The sequence below is a fragment of the Roseateles sp. P1_C1_2 genome, from assembly GCF_056406535.1.
Genome location: NZ_JBFUAB010000012.1, coordinates 141,439 through 159,492, shown reverse-complemented (window position 1 = coordinate 159,492; position 18,054 = coordinate 141,439). Strand labels below are relative to the sequence as shown.

Below are 18,054 nucleotides of genomic sequence, written 5' to 3'. Positions count from 1 at the left end.
GGCTGCGGTGGCTGTCGGCCCCAGCCGACAGGCCTTTTTCACGGGCGGCCGCCCCCGGGGCGCTGGCTAGAATCGTTTCGACTTGTGATCCCCTTGCCTGCCCTATGACGATGAAGTTGATCGGTTCTCTCGCCAGCCCTTACGTGCGCAAGGTGCGCATCGTGATGGCCGAGAAGAAGCTCGATTACCAATTGGTGCTCGAAGACGTCTGGGGCAGCGACGCCATCCTGAAGATGAACCCGCTGGGCAAGGTGCCCTGCTTGGTCATGGAAGGCCAGGACTCCATCACCGGCGCCGTCTTCGACTCGCGCGTCATCGTCGAGTACGTGGACACGCTGTCGCCGGTGGGCAAGCTCATCCCCGAGCGCGGCCGCGAGCGTTGCGAGGTGCGCACCTGGGAAGCCTTGGCCGACGGCATCGTCGACGCGGCCATCCTCGTGCGCCTGGAGCGCACCTGGGCCCATCGCCCCGCCGAACAGCGCAGCCAGGCCTGGATCGACCGCCACCTGACCAAGGTCACCGCCGCGCTGGCCGCGATGAGCCAGGGCCTGGGCGAGAAGCCCTGGTGCTCGGGCAACCACTTCTCGCTGGCCGACATCGCCGTCGGCTGCGCGCTGGGCTGGCTGGAGTTCCGCTTCCCCGAGATCAACTGGCGCGAGGCGCACCCGAACCTGGCCCGTCACATGGACAAGCTGTCGCAGCGCCAGAGCTTTGCGGACTCGGTCCCCTCGGCCCAAGCGCCGGTGCCCGTGCCCGCCTGAGGGGCCCGTTCAACTAGGCGATCAGCAGTTCGCGCGAGCGGACGTGCAGCAGCCGCACCAGGCGCCAGATGCGGCGCTCGATCTCGGCGACCTCCAGCTTCCACAGCGTGGCGATCTCCGCCAGCAGCAGGCCCTGGGCCAGCAGCGTCAGCAGATGGCGGCTGGCCTGGTCGATCTGTCGGCCGGCGGGGCTGGCATCCAGTGGCGCGGCATCCTGACGCGCCATGGTCAGCGGGCTGCGCTCGATGCCGAAGGCAGCCAGGGCCTGGCGGGCCAGCTGCGGGTTGAACATGGCGCGCCGGTCATGCAGCCTGGTCAGCGCTTCGACCAGGCCCGCACCGCTGCCGTCATCGACGTGATAGGCATTGGCGCCGGCACTCAGCGCCGCGAACAGCTGCAGGTCGTCGGCGGTGGGCGTCAGCAGCAGCAGCTGGGGCCGCACCGGCAGGCGGCCGAGTTCATGGGCGACACGCATGGCGTGGCTGTCGACCAGGCGCAGGTCGGTGGCGACGATGTCGGGCGCCAGCGCGCCCAGCTCCTCCAGCGCATCGGCCAGCACGGTGCTGCTGCCGGCCAACTCCACGCCTTGGGCCTGCAACAGCAATGAGCGGGTGCGTTGGAGCGTGGGCGCACTGAGACGGAGAAGATAGACGGTGGGCATGGTGCGCGGATGTAACCGGGCCAATTGTGCGCGTTTTGGCCGTCACCCCCCTAATTTGTAGTCGCCCTCCCCCGTGACTGCGCGCCCCTCGTCCAAGGAGTACCTTGGCCGGCCTTGCAGACCGCGCAGCCGGCAAGCGACTGCTCTTCGGCAGGCACGACAAGTCCACAGGACTTGCCGTGTCCGGCCTCAGCCCCCGAGGGGACGGCGATGCTTGCCGGATTGACCGGCAAGCACATCGCCAACGCGGGCCGGCTAGGGAGCGGCCCGTCGCTCGGCCCGAAATTCAAGCAGCAGCTGCGGTGCGTTCAATGGCGCCCTGGGGCGCAAAGCTGTGCGCGCTGGCCAGTGGCCAGTAGATCCTGAAGGTGTTGTGGGGCATGTCGCCGCGCAGCAGCGAGCCGGGCTCGACGAAGGGCAGCAGATTGGCCAGCAGCCGCACCTCGTGCTTGTCCAGGCGGTGCACGATGTGCTGGGCCGTGATCTCCTGCGGGTGGCACAGGCCGGCGGCCTCGACGAGTTCCTTCAGCGCCTTCAGCGTGCCCTGGTGGAAGTTGGCGACGCGCTGGGCCTTGTCGGGCACGACGATGGCGCGCTGGCGCACCGGGTCCTGCGTCGTCACCCCCGTCGGGCAGTGGCCGGTATGGCAGGCCTGGGCCTGGATGCAGCCCAGGGCGAACATGAAGCCGCGCCCGGCATTGCACCAGTCCGCGCCCAGGGCCATCAGGCGCACGATGTCGAAGGCCGTCGTCACCTTGCCGGCGCAGCCGATCTTGATCTTGTCGCGCAGGTTCAGGCCGACCAGCGAGTTGTGCACCAGCAGCAGCCCCTCCTGCAGCGGCGCGCCGACATAGTTGGTGAACTCCAGCGGCGCCGCGCCCGTGCCGCCCTCGGCGCCATCCACGACGATGAAGTCCGGCGTGATGCCGGTCTCCAGCATGGCCTTGCACAGGGCGAACCATTCCCAGGGGTGGCCGATGCAGAGCTTGAAGCCGGTGGGCTTGCCGCCCGACAAAGCGCGCAGTTTGTCGATGAACTGCATCATCTCCACGGGTGTCGAGAAGGCGCTGTGCCGGGCCGGCGAGATGCAGGCCACGCCCTCGGGCACGCCGCGCGCGGCGGCGATCTCCGCCGTCACCTTGGGGCCAGGCAACACGCCGCCGTGGCCGGGCTTGGCACCCTGGCTGAGCTTGAGCTCGATCATCTTGACCTGGGGGTCGCGGGCACTGGCCTCGAATCTCTCGGCGCTGAACGAGCCATCGTCATTTCGGCAGCCGAAATAACCCGAGCCGATTTCCCAGATCAGGTCGCCGCCATGCACGCGGTGGTGGGCACTGATGGAGCCCTCGCCCGTGTCATGCGCGAAGCCGCCGATCTTGGCGCCCTTGTTCAAGGACAGGATGGCATTGGCGCTCAAGGCCCCGAAGCTCATCGCCGAGATGTTGAAGACGCTGGCCGAATAGGGCTGGGCGCGGCTGGCGCCGATGGTGATGCGGAAGTCGTGGCTGGTGAGATGGGTCGGGGCCAGGGAATGGTTGATCCATTCGTAGCCGCGGGCACTCACGTCGAGCTGGGTGCCGAAGGGGCGCTGGTCGGCCTCGCCCTTGGCGCGCTGGTAGACGATGGAGCGCTGGGCGCGCGAAAACGGCGCGGCGTCGTTGTCGCCCTCCAGGAAATACTGGCGGATCTCGGGGCGGATGAACTCCAGCAGAAAGCGCAGATGCCCGATGACGGGATAGTTGCGCAGGATGGAGTGACGGGTCTGGCGCACATCGCGCAGGCCCAGCAGCGCCAGCGCCAGGAAGACGAGCACCAGCACGCCATCGACCAGACCGGCCGTCCAGACGATGGCGAAGAACAGCGCGAGCAGGCCACACAGCATCCAGGTCAGATAGCGCAGCGGGAAATGATCGTTGATGCGTCGGGTCCAGCTGGGCCAGGCAAGCATGGGCGTCCTTACAAACCGTGACCGGCGGAGCTTAAGGCCGGCGGGGCCCACAATCGCCGGGCACATTCCCCAGAGGTGACTGTTGATGAAGTCCTTTTTCTCCACGCTCGGCTGGCTGTTCTCCAAGGCCTGGTGGTTGCTCGACGGCACGCGCCGCGCGTTGATGAACCTGCTGGTGCTGCTGCTCATCATCATTTTCGTGATCGCGGTCATGAGCCGTGGCCCCAAGCCGCTGGCCGACAAGACCACGCTGGTGCTCAAGCTCGACGGCAACCTCGTCGAGCAGTTCTCCGGCAGCCCGCGCGAGCAGCTGACCGCCCAGGCCCGCGGCCAGAGCGTGCCGCACCAGACGCGGCTGCGCGACGTGCTCGCCGTGCTGGAGCAGGCCGCCAAGGACGACAAGATCGGCGCCCTGCTGCTGGACGTCGAGGACCTGCATGGTGCGGGCCTGGCCGGCCTGCACGAGGTGGTTGCCGCGGTGCAGCGCTTCAAGCAGAGCGGCAAGCCCGTGCTCGCCTATGCCGACAGCTACAGCCAGCGCGGCTATTTCGTCGCCGCCCAGGCCGGCGAGGTCTATCTGCATCCCATGGGCATGGTCAGCATCGAAGGCTTCGGCCGCTACCGCACCTATTACAAGGACGCCCTGGATCGCATTGGCGTGACGCCCCATGTCATCAAGGCCGGCACCTTCAAGAACTTTGCCGAGACCTACACCGCCAACGGCCCCAGCCCGGCGACGCTGGAGTCCGAGGGCCTGGTCTATGGCGAGCTGTGGAGCGGCTTCACCGGCAGCATCGAGACGGCTCGCAAGCTCGAGGCCGGCAGCATCGCCAGGGACATCGCCGACCTGCCCAGGCTGATGGCGGCCGTCCAGGGCGACGTCGCCAAGCTGGCCCTGCAGGCCAAGCTCGTCGACGGCCTGAAGACGCGCGACCAGATGCGTGAACTCCTCATCGCCAAGGGCGCCAAGGATGACGAGAGCAAGAGCTTCCGCCAGGTGTCCATGGGCCAGTACATGGCCTATGTGAAGGACGCCGGCACGCCGAACAAGCTGCAGCCGGGCATCGGCATCGTCGTGGCCGAGGGCGAGATCGTCGACGGCGATGCCGGCCCGGGCCGCATCGGCGGCGACTCCACGGCCCGCCTGATCCGCAAGGCCCGCGAGGACGACGCCATCAAGGCCCTGGTGCTGCGCGTGAACTCGCCCGGCGGCAGCGCCTTCGCCTCCGAGATCGTGCGCCGCGAACTGGAGCTGACGCGCCAGGCCGGCAAGCCCATCGTCGTCTCCATGGGCGACGTGGCGGCCTCGGGCGGCTACTGGATCTCGATGGCCAGCGATGCCGTCATCGCCGACGCCGGCACCATCACCGGCAGCATCGGCGTGTTCGGCATGCTGCCCACCGCCGAGGGCCTGATGGACAAGTTGTCGCTGCACACCGGCGGCGTCACGACGACCTGGCTGGCCGGCGGCTATGACCCGCGCCGCCCGCTGGATCCGCGCCTGAAGGCCGCCATCCAGGCCAGCATCGACCACACCTACAGCCGCTTCACCACCCTCGCGGCCCAGGCGCGCAAGAGCACGCCGGAAAAGATTGACGCGGTCGCGCAGGGTCGTATCTGGACCGGCTCGCAGGCCAAGGAGCGCGGCCTGGTCGACCGCCTGGGCAGCTTCGACGACGCCGTGCAGACAGCCGTCCAGCTCGCCAAGCTCGAAGTGAAGGCCGGCGAGAAGCCGCGCCTGGCCTATGTGGAGCGTGACCTCAGCCGCAGCGAGCGCCTGCTCGCCTCGCTGACCGACACGCTGGCGCCGTCCATCGCGACCTCCCTCGGCCTGGACGCCCTGCCCGCGCCGGTGCGCGAAGAGCTCGCCCTGCTGAAGGAGCTGTCGCAGTTCGCCGCCCGCAGCCAGTGGGACAAGGCCGCCGCGGTGCACTGCCTGTGCGGCGTGCCCTGATGCCTTGAACTAGGCGGAGGGCCCGGGCTGCTGCTGCATCTGCGCCAGCAGCTCGGCCATCTTCTGCTGCACCGCCTGGATGGCCTTCAGCGGCCGGATCATGACCTTGAAGTCGGTGATCTGGCCGGCTTCGTTCCAGCGGATCAGGTCGACGCCGTTGACCGCCACGCCAGCCAGCTCCAGCTCGAACTCCAGCACGGCGTCGCCGTCGCCACGGATCTCGCGCACATAGCGGAAGCTCTCGTTGCCCAGGATCATCAGCGCCGCGCTGAGGTATTGGGTTGCCAGCTGCCGGCCGCGCTGGGGCGTGTGCACGACGGGCGAGTGGAAGACGACGTCGTCGGCCAGCAGAGCGGCCAGGGCGCGGGGGTTGCGGGCTTTCGCCAGCGCGTGCCAGGCGTCGATGGGATGGGTCATGGGAATCCTTAAGGCCAGTGGCGTTGAAAGACCGCCGCGACTTCCGGGTGTTGCTCCACACGCAGCAACTGCGCATGGAAGCTCGGCCGCTCAGCCTGCAGCATGGGTCGCGAACCGGACCACTTGGACACCACCGTCGCCAGCAGCTCCAGCGCGCCGGGCGAGCCGGCCTCGAAGCCGATCTCGAACTGGTCGGCAAACAGCCGCCAATGCTCGTGCAGGCGCGCTCGCGTGCCGGCGCGGATCTGCGCCTTCATCGCGTCGTCGCAGGGCTCGCACCAGCGCTCCGGGTAGTCGATGACGCTGATGGCGGCGTAGCAATTCGAGGCTACGTAGACGAGACCCCGGATGGCACGCGCCCGCGCGCCGGCATCGGTGGGCAGCAGCAGGCCCGGCGCCGCCGTCAGGCCCAGGTGGATGAGGATGGCTGCGCTCTCCGTCAGCACCGTGCCGTCGGCGAGCAGCAGCGTCGGGATCTGGCCCAGCGGGTTGACGCGCAGCAGCTCGTCCCGCCCCGGGCCGGGGTTCCAGGAGGCCGCGTCCACGCCCGTGTAGGCCAGGCCGGCCCGCGCCAGCGCCGCCTCGATGGCGGCCGAGCCCGAACCCTTGGTGCCGTACAAGGTCAACATTGCCATGACTCCTTCATCGAGCGTGCCCTCAAGCGTGCAAAATCGTCTCACATCATGAGCCCCGGCCCTTCGCTTCCCCCTTCTCGCCACCCCGTGATCAAGCCCAGCTTCGGCCGCGTCAGCGTCGGCGTGCATGGGCGCGTCATGGTGTCGGTGGCCGAAGGCCCCTTCGACGCGCCGCTGATGGCGGCCGTCAAGCGCGCCATCGCCCTGGCCGGCAAACGCCTGCCGGCGGATCGCCGCTTCGGCGACCTGCTCGAGATCCGCGGCAGCCTGCAGATGGACGCCGATGCGCTGCAGGAACTGCGCGCCAGCATCGACGCCTTCGGCTCGCGCGGCATCGTCGCCCTGTCCACCGTCTTCCTGGTGCGCCCCGGCATCCCCGGCATCGAGCGCCTGCCCGCGCTGATGGACATCTGGCGCGCCAGCCGCCCGGTGCGCCGCGCCGCCAACTTCGAGTCCGCCTGGGCCCTGGTCAACGCCGACCTGGCTGCGGCGGGCCTGCCCACCCAAGAACCGCCACCCCGTTGATGAGCGACGCCGCCGGCCTGCAGTGGCCCCTCGACGCCAAAGGCAAGCGCGCCACCGGTGCGCCGGGCCAGCGCATCGTCGCGGCGGCGCTGCGCGGGCTCGACGCCGCCGCCGCCGAGGTGACCCTCGCGGAGCGCGACTGGCGCCACGCCTACCCGGCCCATTGGCGCGCCCTGGTACAGGCCCAGGCGGCGCAACCCGTCAGCGCCGTCGCGTCGGCACGCGCCGGCCTCGCCGCGGCCTGGAGCGAGCTGCCCTTTGTGCGCGCTGGCCAGCCGCTCGCCCTGGCCGACGCGATGCGCACGCCGCAGCGGCAATTCCGGACCCTGCAATTGCGCGGCAGCGGCGATGCGGCACCCGCACGCTGGACCGTGCCCCACCAGGGCCGAGAGCTGAGCAGCGACGCCCTCGCCCGCCAGATCGACCGCTGGGAAAAGGCCGGCGTCTGCGAGGCGGCCCTGCCGCGGCGCTGCGCGACTGCCTGGCCCACCCGGAATGGTTCGACCTGTCCGACCAGCACCTCGTGCTGCTCGGCGCCGGCAGCGAGGCCGGGCCGCTGGCCTGGCTGGCCAGGTGGCGCGCCAATCTCGTCGGCATCGACCTCGCCCGCGCCGCGACCTGGAAGCGCATCGCCGCCACCATCACCGCTGGCAACGCCACGCTGACTGCGCCCGTCGCGCCGGGCCAGCCACTGGACGCCGCCCACGCCGGTGCCGACCTGCTCGCCGACACGCCCGAAATCGCCGCCTGGCTGGCCTCTCTCGGCACATCAACGTCGAACGGGCTGTCCATCGCCAACCTCGCCTATCTGGATGGCGAGCGCCATGTGCGCGTGTCGCTCGCCATGGACGCCATCAGCGCGACGCTGTGCGCCGCCGACGCCCGCACCCAGCTCGCCTACATGGCCACGCCGACCGATGTCTTCGCCGTGCCCGAGGCCTTGGCGCGCGAGGTCATGCGCGGCTATGCCGAGCGTGGCCTCGTCAAGAAGCTGGCCCAGTTGGGCGCGCGGCTCGGCAGCGGTGGACGCGGCTTCGCACCACATATCGAGGGCCTCATCGACGCCGGCGACTTCGGCCACTGGGGGCTGGTCGAGGTTCTCGTCGTCGAGCAGGGGCCGAACTACGCGCTGGCCAAGCGACTGCAGCAGTGGCGGGCCCTGGTGGCGCGTGCCGACGGGCAGCGCATCGCCTTCAATGTCGCGCCCAGCACCACGACGTCCTCGGTCGTCTCCAACCCGCTGCTGGCGGCGGGCTTTCGCGGCGCCAAGGCCTTCGGCGTCGAAGTCTTCGCGCCGGCAACGACGAATGCGCTGATGGCCGCCATGTGGGTGCACCAGCTGCGCACGGCGCCGCGCGACTTCGCGCATCCGCTGAGGCTGCTCGTGCACACCGCCAACCACGGCGGCCTGTGGCGCCTGCCCTATCGGCCGCGCTCGGTGCTGCCGATTGCGGCGCTCTTGGGCTTCGTCAAGCGGCGGTAAGCTCGACCGCCGGGCCCAGGCGCAGAATCTGCGGGGCGCCCGACGTCCCATGAACTCCCCAGGCACCGCCCCCCTGCACGAGCAGCCCGACACCCACGGTTTCGGCCGCGTCACGGTGGGCTTCCTGGGTCGGGTCATGCACTACATCGCCCAGGGGCCGTTCGACGCCGCGCTGATGGCGGCGGGCAAGCGTGGCACCAACATCGCGGCAGAGCGCATCCCGGCGGACAGGCGCTATGTCAGCCTGATGGAATTTCGCCGGCCGCTCGGCATGGACGACGAGGGCTTGCGCGAATTCAAGGAGACGGTGGGCGGCTTCGTGGAGCGCCAGACGGTGCCACTGGCCACCATCCTGCTCGTCGCGCCAGGCGACGAAGACGCCGCCATGGTGCTCGACATGGCGGCCGTCTACCGCCAGAGCCGCCCCTTCCAGGTCTGCACGGACGCCACCGCCGCTTGGGACGAAGTCAACCGCGTGTTGCGTGAGGCCGGCCTGCCGGAGCAGCCGTTTCCTCAGAGCCTGGTGCGCGGCTGACCACCCGCCCTTTCAGCCCGCCGCCTTGACCTCTGCGGCCTCATGGATCTCCAGCCCCGGCGGCTCGGACGCCAGCGTCGCCAGCGCCTTGCCGAACTCCCGCGAGGCCGGCACGCGGAAGTGGAGCTGCAGGGCCGCCATGTCGCTCCACTTCTCGATGAAGACCAGGCGCAGCGGGTTCTCGGTGTCGCGGTGCACCGCATGCGCGAGGCAGCCCGGCTCGGCGCGCGAGCGCTGGACATGCTGCTGGCTGAGCCTCAGCACTTCGTCGAAATGCTCGGAGCGGGCGGTGACATGGCCAAGGACCAGGATCATGGGGGGCTTTCTCAGAAGGGCCAGGGGCGCTGGGCCGGCCGCAGTTGCTCCCAGAGCGCGCCCAGGGCCAGCACACCGGCGTCATCGAAGCGGCGGCCAATGATCTGCAGGCCGATGGGCAAGCTGGCCGATGTGTAGCCGGCGTTGATGGACAGGGCCGGCTGCTCGCTCATGTTGTAGGGCAGCGTGAAGGCGATGTGCTCGAAGGGCCGGGCCGGGTCGTGCAGCGGGCTGGCGAGATGGGCCGGATAGGCCGGCATGGGCGCCACGGGCGACAGCACGAAGTCGAAGGGTTCGCAGGCCGCATTGGCGGCTTCGCGCAGCGCCTGCATCTGGCTGTAGCCGCGAAACACCGTGCCACCGTCATAGCCCGCGGCCGGCACCACCCAATCGAGGATGTAGGGCAGCACCTTGGCGCGGCGCTCGGGTGCCAGCGCCGAGATGTCCAGCCAGGAACGCATGCGCCAGAAACGGTCGATGCCATCGGCCATCTCGCGTGTCTGGAAAGCGGCCAGCGGCTCGACGATGGCGCCGGCTTGCTCGAAGGTACGCGCCGCGGCGGTGATGGCGGCCGCGACCTCGGGTTGGACGGCGTCGCCCCAGCCGGCATCGAGCAGCAAGCCGATACGCAAGCCGCGCAGCTCAAGGTCGCGGCGCAAAGCGGGCGAAGACGGCAGCTGGGTCGGATCACGCGCATCGGGCTGGGCCAGCACGTCGAGCATCAGCGCTGTGTCCGCCACCGTACGTGTCAGCGGCCCGGCCACGCGGCCCGCATAGCCCGGCTTGATGGGCACGCGGCCATGGCTGGGCTTGAGGCCGACCAGGCCGCACCAGCCCGCCGGCAGGCGGATGGAGCCGCCGATGTCGGTACCCAGATGCAGCGGGCCATAGCCGGCCGACGCCGCAGCCGCCGCGCCAGCGCTGGAGCCGCCGGGTGTCATCGCCACGTCCCAGGGGTTGCGCGCCGGCTCGGCATACAGGCTGGACAGGCCCGAGCTCAGCATGCCGTAGTCGGGCATGGTGGTGCGTGCCCACGCAATGGCGCCGGCCTCGCGCAGCCGCGCCGCGGGCGGTGCCTCGAAGTCGGCCGTCGCATCGTCCGCCGTCGCGGCCGTGCCCAGGCGGTAGCTGGCACCCGGCACGGCGATGTTTTCCTTCAGCGTGACGGGCAGGCCGTCCAGCGCCAGCGGCGTGCCGGCACGCCAACGCGCTTCACTGGCACGGGCGGCAGCCAAGGCGCCTTCGGCATTGACGGCGCACAGCGCGTGCAGCTCGCCTTCTCGCCTTGCGGCCTGGTCGAGCACGGCCCGCATGGCGTCGACGGGCGACAGCTCGCCCGAGCGATAGGCCGCCAGCAGCGCGGCCGCGTCGAGGCCGGCGATCACTTCTTGAATTTCTCGGCGGCCTTCAGCATCGCGTCGATGTGGCCATCGGGGTTCATGCTGGCATGCACGGCGGCGACCTTGCCGTCGGGGGCGATCAGATAGGAGACGCGGTCGGCCATGGTGCCGGGCACCATCTTCAGCGTGACGTCATAGTCCTTGATGACCTTGCCCGCGGCGTCGGCGGCCACGGCGAACTTGCTGCGGCAGGCCTCGACGCTGAACTTCTTCAGCGTGTCGATGTTGTCGTTGGACATGCCGATGACGGTCGTGTTCAGCGCCTTGAACTTGTCGGTCGCCTCGGCGAACTGATGCGCCTCGACGGTGCAGCCGCTGGTGAAGGCCTTGGGATAGAAGTACAGCACCACCGGGCCCTTCTTGAGCGCCTCGGCCAGCTTGAACTTGAAGGGCTCGCCACCGACGGCGGCGTCGGCGCTGAAGTCGGGTGCCGGTGCGCCGACGCTGAGCGCGGCCTGGGCGGAGGGGATGAAGGCGGCGGCAAGCAGGGCCGTCAGCAGCAGTCGGGACATGGTGAACCTTAGGTGTAGCGTGGGCGCAGGATAGCCAAGCGGCCATGACCCATCACTTCGGTCGGTCAAGTCCCGCGCAACAAACCGTCAGCCAGCCAGCGTTGCAGGGCGCCGATCACAGCGGGAGCTGCGGCCTCGGCATCGCCCAGCTCGGCCGCGGCGCGTTCGCAAAGTAGTGCAAAGGGCGCGCCTTCGGCCACTGCATCGAGCAGCGCCGCCTCCAGTGGTTCCAGCGAGCGCCAGCGGGTTTCGCCAGCCTGGCGCCAGGCCAGCAGCGTGTGTTCATGCGGCACCGGCTCGGGCAGCTCGGGTTGATCGTCGCCAGACTCGGGCTCCCACTCGCGCAGAACCCGCCAGGCAGGTTCGATGGCATGCGTCAGCACCACCCGCTGCGCGCTGGGCTGCAGATGCAGCACCAGGCCGGCCCAGTCGTCGGGGCTCATGGCGGCCAGCGTTGACGGGTCCAGCGGCAGCGCTTCGGCGGCATCGAAGGCGCCGCGCAGGGCCCAGTCCATGCGGGCGAAGTCGGCGAGGCTGGCATGGGGCACCAGCTCCTCGTCCGCTTCGGACATGAAGCCTGCCAGCTCGTGGCCGAACCAGCGGATGGACGGGTGCTGGCTGGGTTGCGCGGCGAGATAGGCCTGGCCCAGGGCCTCGAAAGCCTCGTCGCCCAGAGCCCGGGCGAGCACGGTGTAGTTGTCGGTCAGCGCTGTCACCAGGCGGGTGCGGTAGGCATGGCGGTAGACCTCCAGGCCCAGGGCAGGGTCGCCGGCCAGCAGGCCGGTCGCATCGGCACCGTCGCGGATGGCGGCGGCGAGCTGCTGCTGTTGGTGAATCACGCTCATGCTTCAGCAGCCAGGCGGCGCGCCACGTTCAGCTCGGCCAGCAGGCTGTCCAGCGGCGGGATGTGGTCGTCGCGCTCGATCATGGTCGGCACGGCACCGAAGCGCTTCACGGCATGCTGGTAGAGCGCCCAGACCTCGTCGCGCACCGGGTGGTCGTGGGTGTCGATGACGATGTCGCCGCGGTCCTCATGGCCGGCGAGATGGATCTGGCGCACGGGCTCGACGGGAATCGCGTCGAGGTAGGCGATGGGGTCGAAGCCGTGGTTGCGGCCCGAGACATAGACATTGTTGACATCCAGCAGCAGCTGGGCGCCGGTGGCCTTGAGCAGCTGGGCGATGAAGTCCCATTCCGTCATCTCGTCGGCTTTGAATCGCACATAGCTGGACACGTTCTCCAGCACCAACGGCCGGCCCAGAATGTCCTGCACCTGGGCAATGCGGCCGCCGACATGATCGAGAGCGGCGCGCGTCAGCGGCACCGGCAGCAGGTCATGGAGCTGGCTGTGGGCGTCGGCGCTCCAGCAGAGGTGGTCAGACACCCAGCCGGGTTGGAGCCGATCGGCCAGGCTTTTGAGCTCGCGCAGATAGCCGAGGTCCAGCGGCGCCGGTCCGGCGACGGACAGCGACACGCCGTGCATGACGAGCGGGTAGTCGGCCCGGATGCGCTCCAGATGCGCCAGCGGCGGGCCGCCGGGCACCATGTAGTTCTCGGAAATGATCTCCAGCCAGTCGGGGCGCACGGCGGCATCGACGCCGGCCTCGAAGGCCGCGTAATGCTCGACGCGCAAGCCGAGGCCAAAGCCTTGAATCTTGGTCATGTCGGAAGAGAAAACGGCGCGGCGCCTCCGGCGTCGCGCCTTATCGCGCAGCACCGGCGGAACCGGCTTTGCCGGGCCGCCTGGTGCGCCCCCTCGGGGGGCCGGCGTCAGCCGGTACGGGGGGTCTTACTTCTCAACCTTGCCACCGGCCTTGGTGCATTCGTCGGCGGTCTTCTTGCTGACCCAGCCCTGGCCCTTGCAGCCGTTGTGGCCCTTGCAATCGCTCTTGGCGGTCTTGCACTCGGAGGTGCCCTTGCAGCCATTCACGCCGGAGCACTTGACCATGCCGTCGGCGGCCATGGCGGTCGTCGGCACGGCGGTGGCGAACAGGGCAGCAGCGGCGGCAGCGATGCCCAGGCCAGTCTTGAGGGATGCGTTCATATCGAGTCTCCAGGAGATAAAAGTGGATGAATGTGAGAGGTTTCACCACAGGCCGATTCCGGATGCATCCGACATCGACTTGCCAGCTTCTGTCGGGGGCCATGCCCAACTCCTTACAACCGACAGGCAGATTCTGATTACCTGACGTTATGACTGCAATGGCGCGTGGCATTCGTCATGGTCCGGCGCCAGCCGCTAGAGTCCGTCAGCTTCGCTTCCGATCCCCATGCTGAACACCGAAACCCCGAGCACCCGGCATCCCGACCTGGACACTTACGCCACGCCGGCACTGCTGGATGCATTCATCGCCGATCAGCTCGATGCCGTCGCAGCCGTCAAGGCCGCCGCGCCCCAGCTCGCCGCCGCCGTGGACGCCGCGCTGCCGCGCATCCGTGCCGGCGGCCGGCTGCTGTACGCCGGCGCCGGCACCTCCGGCCGCCTGGGCGTGCTGGACAGCGTGGAGCTCTACCCCACCTTCTCCTGGCCACGCGAGCGGGCCGTCGCCGTCATCGCCGGGGGCCAGGGCGCGATGTTCGTCGCCGTCGAAGGTGCCGAGGACGACCGCGCGCAAGGGGCCGCGGACCTGAACGCCTTGAACCCCGGCCCGAATGACGTCGCCCTGCTGCTGGCCGCGTCTGGCGGCACGCCCTATGTGCTGGGTGCCATCGAGGCCGCCCGCGCGGCCGGCGCGCTGACCATAGGCTTCGCCAACAACCCCGGTGCGCCGGTCGCGCAGCAGGCCGAGATCGGCATCACGCTGGACACCGGTGCCGAGGTCATCTCCGGTAGCACGCGCCTCAAGGCCGGCACCTCGCAGAAGATCGCGCTGAACACCTTCTCGTCGGCGCTGATGGTCAGGCTGAACAAGGTCTACGGCAATCTGATGGTGGACCTGAAGGCGACCAATGTGAAGCTCGTCAAGCGCGCTGTCGCATTGACCGTGCGTGCCTCGGGTGCCAGCGAGGCGGACGCGCAGGCGGCCCTCGCGCAGTGCGACCACCATGTGAAGACGGCACTGGTCATGCTCAAGCGCGGCGTGGGTGCCGACGCCGCGCGCGCGCTGCTGGACGCGCAGGACGGCAACGTGGGTCGGGCACTGTCCGCATGAACCGATCTCCCTGGGCCTGGATCCCCAGCCTCTACTTCGCGCAGGCCGTTCCCTTTGTCGTCGTGATGACCCTGTCGGTCATCATGTACAAGAACCTCGGCATCTCCAATACCGATATCGCGCTGTACACGAGCTGGCTCTACCTGCCCTGGGTGCTCAAGCCGCTGTGGTCGCCGGTGGCCGAGCTGTTCAGCATCAAGCGACGCTGGATCGTCGTGCTGCAGTTCCTGGTCGGCGCAGCATTCGCCTCCGTGGCGCTGGCGATCCCGACCGACCGCGTCGTGCAGATGTCGCTGGCGCTGCTGTTCCTGATGGCGTTCGCCTCGGCATCGCACGACATCGCGGCCGATGGCTTCTACATGCTGGCCCTGCCGCAGCACCAGCAGGCGGCATTCGTCGGCGTGCGCTCGGCCTTCTACCGCCTCGCCAACATCGCCGGCCAGGGTGGCCTGGTCTATCTTGCTGGCGAGTTGACCGAGCGCACCGGCAGCGCCGCAGCGGCCTGGAGCCAGGTGTTCTGGCTGATCGCCGCCGCGTTTGTCGCGCTGACACTCTGGCATGCCTGGGCGCTGCCGCGGCCCGCCGCGGACACGCCCGGCCCCGGCTGGGCCGCCTCCAGCAAACTCATCAGCGAGTTCTTCGCCATCTTCGGGAGGTTCTTCAAGAAGCCCGGCATCGCGGTCACGCTGGGCTTCCTGCTGCTGTACCGCTTCCCGGAGGCGCAGCTGCTCAAGCTCGCCTCGCCCTTCCTGCTGGACGCCGTCGACAAGGGCGGCCTCGGCCTCAGCACCGCCACCGTGGGCCTGGTCTACGGCGGCGTCGGTCTGTGCGCGCTGACGCTGGGCGGCCTGCTGGGCGGCTGGATCATCTCGAAAGTCGGGCTGAAGAAGGCCTTGTGGCCTCTCGTGGCGGCCATGCACGTGCCCAACGTCGCCTTCCTCATCCTGGCCATGACCCACCCGACCAGCCTGGTCGCCATCAGCGCCGCTTTGGCTGTCGAGCAGTTCGGCTATGGCCTGGGGTTCACGGCCTATCTGATGTACATGATCCTTGTCGCCAACGGACCGCAGGAGCCGGCGACGGGCCGCCCCGAGCCGGCTCAGCCCCCTCGGGGGGTGGCACAGCAGGCGCCTGCGCCTGCGAAGCCTGGGGGCCCGGTCACGGCGCACTACGCGATCTGCACGGGCTTCATGGCCCTGGGCATGATGATCCCCGGCATGTGGAGCGGCTGGCTGCAGGACCACATCGGCTATGTGCCCTTCTTCGGCTGGGTGCTGGTGGCCACCCTGCCCAGCGTCGTGATGGCCGCGCTGATCAAGATCCCGGAGAACTTCGGGAAGAAGGTCGAGTGAAGGACAGGCTGCTCTCTCTCGATGCCTTCCGCGGCTTCGCGATCGCGGCCATGCTGCTCGTCAACAACCCGGGCGACTGGGGCCATGTCTACGCGCCGCTGCTGCATGCGCACTGGAACGGCTGGACCTTCACCGACTGGGTCTTCCCCTTCTTCGTCTTCATCAGCGGCATGGCGATGACGCTCAGCCTGGCACGCCGCGCCCAGGCCGGCGCCGACAAGACCGCCCTGCTGCTGAACACCTCGCGCCGGGCCCTCGTCATCATCGGCATCGGCCTGCTGCTCAACCTCATCCCGAACTTCAACTTCGAGACGCTGCGCATCCCCGGCGTGCTGCAGCGCCTGGGCCTGTGCACGCTGGCCGCGGCGCCCATCGTCATCTGGCATGGCCGGCGCGGCGTCGCGCTGTGGGCGCTGCTGCTGATGGCGATCTACTCACTCGTCCAGCTGGGCCTGCCGGTGCCCGATGCGGAGGGCGTCGTCCATGTCGGCCTGCTGGAGCCCGGCAAGGACGCCGGCGCCTGGCTGGACCGCCTGCTGCTGGACGGCCACCTGTGGAAGCAGGCGAAAACCTGGGACCCCGAAGGCCTGCTGTCGACGCTGCCCGCCGTGGCGACACAGCTGCTCGGCGTGCTGGCCGGCTATGTGCTCGCCTCCAGCCAGCAGCCCGCCGAGAAGACCATGACCTGGGTCCTGGCCGGCCTGGCCTCGCTGTGGCTGGGCCAGGGGCTTGACGCCTGGCTGATGCCCATCAACAAGTCACTGTGGACACCGTCCTATGTCTTCGCGATGGCCGGCTGGGCGCTGCTCGTCTTCGCCGTCTTCTACTGGCTGCTGGACGCCATGCCGCAACCTCTGGCGCGCCAGCGCTGGGCCCGGGTGCTGCATCCGCTCGTCGTCTTCGGCATGAACGCCCTCTTCCTGTTCGCTCTGTCGGGCCTGGTGGCCAAGATGCTCTACACAGTCAAGTTCGCGGACGGCGGCAGCCTCGGCCGCGCGCTGTATGCGCCGCTGCGCGACTCGGGCCTGGCGCCCGTCAACGCCTCCCTGCTGCACGCCATCGCCTTCGTGCTCGTCATGTACGCCATCGCCTGGCTCATGTACCGCAAGCACTGGTTCATCAAGGTCTAAGCCATGAAACGTCGCGATCTGCTCAGTCTCGCCTCCATCCCGCTGCTCAGCGCCTGCGCGACGCCGCCGGCACCGGCGCCCATGGTGCCGCCCAGCGAAGCCGCCCTGGCGCCGACGCCAGCGGCACCCGCCGTCGCCGCGTCCACGACGCCACCGCCACCGCGCGAATGGCGGGCCGCGTGGATCGCCACCGTCGCCAACATCGACTGGCCCAGCAAGCCCGGCCTCAGCGCCGAAGCGCAGCAGGCCGAGATCAAAGCCCTGTGCGACACCGCCGTGCGCATCGGCCTCAATGCGCTGATCCTGCAGGTGCGCACCGCTGCCGACGCGCTGTACGAGTCCAAGCTCGAGCCCTGGAGCGAGTACCTCACCGGCACCCAGGGCCAGCACCCGGGTTACGACCCGCTGGCCGTCTGGCTAACCGAGGCCCGCGCGCGCGGCCTGGAGCTGCATGCCTGGATCAACCCCTACCGCGCCCGCCACAGCTCGGCCAAGTCCGCCATGGCCGAGAGCCACATCGGCCGCAGCCGCGACTGGGTCAAGCGCTATGGCGACCAGCTCTGGATGGACCCGGGCGACGCCGCGGCCGCCGAGCAGACCCTGGCCGTGGTGCGCGACATCCTGAGCCGCTACGCCGTCGACGGCATCCACATCGACGACTACTTCTATCCCTACCCCATCACGGATGCGGCCACCAAGCAGGAAGTCGACTTCCCCGACGAGACGAGCTGGCAGCGCTACACGGCCAAGGGCGGGTCTCTGAGCCGCCACGACTGGCGCCGCTACAACGTCAACACGCTGGTGCAGCGCATGTACGCGCTAGCCCACGAGGTGCGGCCCGGCACGCGCGTCGGCGTCAGCCCCTTCGGCATTCCCAAGCCCGGCGCGCGCCCAGCCGGCATCAGCGGCTTCAGCCAGTACGACAAGCTCTACGCCGACGTCGAGCTGTGGCTGCGCGAGGGCTGGATGGACTATCTCGCGCCCCAGCTCTACTGGCCGCGCGCGCAAACGGCCCAGTCCTTCGAACCGCTGCTGCAGGCCTGGCGCGCGTCCAACCCCCTGGGCCGGCCCATCCATCCGGGCCTGTTCACCAGCCGCATCAACGACACCGACAAGAGCTGGCAGCCCGACGAGGTGCTGGCACAGATCGACATCATCCGGCGCGTCTCGCCGGGCAGCGGCCACATCCACTTCAGCATGGCGGCGCTGGCGCAGAACCGCAAGGGCATTGCCGACGCGCTGCGAGCCGGGCCCTACGCCCAGCCCTGAGCCCG

Annotated in this window: 19 protein-coding genes; 9 read left to right on the top strand and 10 right to left on the bottom strand. The window is 69.4% G+C overall.

The genetic code is table 11. The features are described 5' to 3' along the window. The first annotated feature begins 110 nt into the window (after window positions 1-110). Window positions 111-761 (top strand): glutathione S-transferase family protein, encoded by a 651-nt coding sequence (locus AC1D2H_RS13805; protein WP_478011383.1) that lies wholly within the window; start codon window positions 111-113, stop codon window positions 759-761. A gap of 13 nt (window positions 762-774) precedes the next feature. Here AC1D2H_RS13805 and AC1D2H_RS13800 read toward each other — a convergent pair whose 3' ends face one another. Together AC1D2H_RS13800 and AC1D2H_RS13795 are read right to left on the bottom strand one after the other, a co-directional pair. Continuing rightward, window positions 775-1,422, bottom strand: coding sequence for a response regulator (locus AC1D2H_RS13800; RefSeq protein ID WP_477931612.1), 648 nt, complete (start codon window positions 1,420-1,422; stop codon window positions 775-777). A 286-nt stretch (window positions 1,423-1,708) separates the two neighbouring features. After that, window positions 1,709-3,370, bottom strand: a complete 1,662-nt coding sequence (locus tag AC1D2H_RS13795; RefSeq protein WP_478011357.1) for an FMN-binding glutamate synthase family protein — start codon at window positions 3,368-3,370, stop codon at window positions 1,709-1,711. Between the two features lie 85 nt (window positions 3,371-3,455). Between AC1D2H_RS13795 and sppA the strand changes: the two genes are divergently transcribed. Continuing rightward, window positions 3,456-5,324 (top strand): signal peptide peptidase SppA, encoded by a 1,869-nt coding sequence (sppA, locus tag AC1D2H_RS13790; RefSeq protein ID WP_478011356.1) that lies wholly within the window; start codon window positions 3,456-3,458, stop codon window positions 5,322-5,324. 9 nt (window positions 5,325-5,333) lie between these two features. Here the strand turns inward: sppA and AC1D2H_RS13785 are convergent, their stop codons facing one another. Both AC1D2H_RS13785 and AC1D2H_RS13780 read right to left on the bottom strand, forming a co-directional pair. Continuing rightward, window positions 5,334-5,741 (bottom strand): nuclear transport factor 2 family protein, encoded by a 408-nt coding sequence (locus AC1D2H_RS13785; protein ID WP_478011355.1) that lies wholly within the window; start codon window positions 5,739-5,741, stop codon window positions 5,334-5,336. An 8-nt stretch (window positions 5,742-5,749) separates the two neighbouring features. Beyond that, window positions 5,750-6,370 carry a glutathione S-transferase family protein gene (locus AC1D2H_RS13780; protein ID WP_478011354.1) on the bottom strand — a complete coding sequence of 207 codons (621 nt, stop codon included), beginning with the start codon at window positions 6,368-6,370 and terminating at the stop codon, window positions 5,750-5,752. Between the two features lie 93 nt (window positions 6,371-6,463). On the opposite strand from AC1D2H_RS13780, the gene AC1D2H_RS13775 reads away from it, so the two are divergent. The 3 genes from AC1D2H_RS13775 to AC1D2H_RS13765 all read left to right on the top strand — a co-directional run bounded on the left by AC1D2H_RS13775 (window position 6,464) and on the right by AC1D2H_RS13765 (window position 8,919). Next, window positions 6,464-6,901, top strand: coding sequence for a hypothetical protein (locus AC1D2H_RS13775; RefSeq protein ID WP_477931617.1), 438 nt, complete (start codon window positions 6,464-6,466; stop codon window positions 6,899-6,901). Between the two features lie 523 nt (window positions 6,902-7,424). Beyond that, window positions 7,425-8,384 carry a hypothetical protein gene (locus tag AC1D2H_RS13770; protein WP_478011353.1) on the top strand — a complete coding sequence of 320 codons (960 nt, stop codon included), beginning with the start codon at window positions 7,425-7,427 and terminating at the stop codon, window positions 8,382-8,384. A gap of 49 nt (window positions 8,385-8,433) precedes the next feature. Beyond that, on the top strand, window positions 8,434-8,919 hold the full coding sequence (locus AC1D2H_RS13765; protein ID WP_478011352.1) for a hypothetical protein: 486 nt from the start codon (window positions 8,434-8,436) through the stop codon (window positions 8,917-8,919). A gap of 12 nt (window positions 8,920-8,931) precedes the next feature. Here the strand turns inward: AC1D2H_RS13765 and AC1D2H_RS13760 are convergent, their stop codons facing one another. The 6 genes from AC1D2H_RS13760 to bufA2 all read right to left on the bottom strand — a co-directional run bounded on the left by AC1D2H_RS13760 (window position 8,932) and on the right by bufA2 (window position 13,190). Further along, window positions 8,932-9,234: a putative quinol monooxygenase gene (locus AC1D2H_RS13760; RefSeq protein WP_478011351.1), complete on the bottom strand. Its 303-nt coding sequence runs from the start codon at window positions 9,232-9,234 to the stop codon at window positions 8,932-8,934. A gap of 11 nt (window positions 9,235-9,245) precedes the next feature. Beyond that, window positions 9,246-10,616, bottom strand: coding sequence for an amidase (locus AC1D2H_RS13755; RefSeq protein ID WP_478011382.1), 1,371 nt, complete (start codon window positions 10,614-10,616; stop codon window positions 9,246-9,248). Beyond that, window positions 10,616-11,146, bottom strand: a complete 531-nt coding sequence (locus tag AC1D2H_RS13750) for a peroxiredoxin (protein WP_477931621.1) — start codon at window positions 11,144-11,146, stop codon at window positions 10,616-10,618. Before AC1D2H_RS13750 ends, AC1D2H_RS13755 begins: the two co-directional genes overlap by 1 nt. A gap of 65 nt (window positions 11,147-11,211) precedes the next feature. Continuing rightward, the gene (locus AC1D2H_RS13745) at window positions 11,212-11,991 is read right to left on the bottom strand and encodes an HvfC/BufC family peptide modification chaperone (RefSeq protein ID WP_478011350.1); all 780 of its coding nucleotides are present in this window, start codon (window positions 11,989-11,991) and stop codon (window positions 11,212-11,214) included. Next, window positions 11,988-12,809: an MNIO family bufferin maturase gene (gene bufB, locus AC1D2H_RS13740; RefSeq protein WP_478011349.1), complete on the bottom strand. Its 822-nt coding sequence runs from the start codon at window positions 12,807-12,809 to the stop codon at window positions 11,988-11,990. The genes AC1D2H_RS13745 and bufB overlap by 4 nt, the downstream gene beginning before the upstream one ends. 126 nt (window positions 12,810-12,935) lie before the next feature. Further along, window positions 12,936-13,190, bottom strand: coding sequence for a BufA2 family periplasmic bufferin-type metallophore (gene bufA2, locus AC1D2H_RS13735; RefSeq protein ID WP_477931624.1), 255 nt, complete (start codon window positions 13,188-13,190; stop codon window positions 12,936-12,938). Between the two features lie 226 nt (window positions 13,191-13,416). On the opposite strand from bufA2, the gene AC1D2H_RS13730 reads away from it, so the two are divergent. Genes AC1D2H_RS13730 through AC1D2H_RS13715 form a run of 4 tightly spaced genes read left to right on the top strand, consistent with a single transcriptional unit; the run spans window position 13,417 to window position 18,049 of the window. Beyond that, window positions 13,417-14,298: an N-acetylmuramic acid 6-phosphate etherase gene (locus AC1D2H_RS13730; RefSeq protein ID WP_478011348.1), complete on the top strand. Its 882-nt coding sequence runs from the start codon at window positions 13,417-13,419 to the stop codon at window positions 14,296-14,298. Continuing rightward, entirely contained in the window at window positions 14,295-15,650 is a 1,356-nt protein-coding gene (locus AC1D2H_RS13725; RefSeq protein WP_478011347.1) for an MFS transporter, read from the top strand. The genes AC1D2H_RS13730 and AC1D2H_RS13725 overlap by 4 nt, the downstream gene beginning before the upstream one ends. Continuing rightward, a complete protein-coding gene (locus tag AC1D2H_RS13720) occupies window positions 15,647-16,780 on the top strand; it encodes an acyltransferase family protein (protein WP_478011346.1) in 1,134 nt (377 codons plus the stop codon). Before AC1D2H_RS13725 ends, AC1D2H_RS13720 begins: the two co-directional genes overlap by 4 nt. A gap of 3 nt (window positions 16,781-16,783) precedes the next feature. Beyond that, complete coding sequence (locus AC1D2H_RS13715; RefSeq protein WP_478011345.1) at window positions 16,784-18,049, top strand: glycoside hydrolase family 10-like protein; 1,266 nt, start codon at window positions 16,784-16,786, stop codon at window positions 18,047-18,049. The last annotated feature ends 5 nt before the right edge of the window (window positions 18,050-18,054 follow it).

Excerpts from the sequence above, each read along its gene's own strand:
- AC1D2H_RS13745 (WP_478011350.1), bottom strand. The coding sequence starts at position 11,991 with ATGAGCGTGATTCACCAACAGCAGCAGCTCGCCGCCGCCATCCGCGAC.
- AC1D2H_RS13715 (WP_478011345.1), top strand. The coding sequence starts at position 16,784 with ATGAAACGTCGCGATCTGCTCAGTCTCGCCTCCATCCCGCTGCTCAGC.
- AC1D2H_RS13780 (WP_478011354.1), bottom strand. The coding sequence starts at position 6,370 with ATGTTGACCTTGTACGGCACCAAGGGTTCGGGCTCGGCCGCCATCGAG.
- bufB (WP_478011349.1), bottom strand. The coding sequence starts at position 12,809 with ATGACCAAGATTCAAGGCTTTGGCCTCGGCTTGCGCGTCGAGCATTAC.
- AC1D2H_RS13785 (WP_478011355.1), bottom strand. The coding sequence starts at position 5,741 with ATGACCCATCCCATCGACGCCTGGCACGCGCTGGCGAAAGCCCGCAAC.
- AC1D2H_RS13795 (WP_478011357.1), bottom strand. The coding sequence starts at position 3,370 with ATGCTTGCCTGGCCCAGCTGGACCCGACGCATCAACGATCATTTCCCG.
- AC1D2H_RS13725 (WP_478011347.1), top strand. The coding sequence starts at position 14,295 with ATGAACCGATCTCCCTGGGCCTGGATCCCCAGCCTCTACTTCGCGCAG.
- AC1D2H_RS13760 (WP_478011351.1), bottom strand. The coding sequence starts at position 9,234 with ATGATCCTGGTCCTTGGCCATGTCACCGCCCGCTCCGAGCATTTCGAC.
- sppA (WP_478011356.1), top strand. The coding sequence starts at position 3,456 with ATGAAGTCCTTTTTCTCCACGCTCGGCTGGCTGTTCTCCAAGGCCTGG.
- AC1D2H_RS13765 (WP_478011352.1), top strand. The coding sequence starts at position 8,434 with ATGAACTCCCCAGGCACCGCCCCCCTGCACGAGCAGCCCGACACCCAC.
- AC1D2H_RS13750 (WP_477931621.1), bottom strand. The coding sequence starts at position 11,146 with ATGTCCCGACTGCTGCTGACGGCCCTGCTTGCCGCCGCCTTCATCCCC.
- AC1D2H_RS13805 (WP_478011383.1), top strand. The coding sequence starts at position 111 with ATGAAGTTGATCGGTTCTCTCGCCAGCCCTTACGTGCGCAAGGTGCGC.
- AC1D2H_RS13800 (WP_477931612.1), bottom strand. The coding sequence starts at position 1,422 with ATGCCCACCGTCTATCTTCTCCGTCTCAGTGCGCCCACGCTCCAACGC.
- AC1D2H_RS13730 (WP_478011348.1), top strand. The coding sequence starts at position 13,417 with ATGCTGAACACCGAAACCCCGAGCACCCGGCATCCCGACCTGGACACT.
- bufA2 (WP_477931624.1), bottom strand. The coding sequence starts at position 13,190 with ATGAACGCATCCCTCAAGACTGGCCTGGGCATCGCTGCCGCCGCTGCT.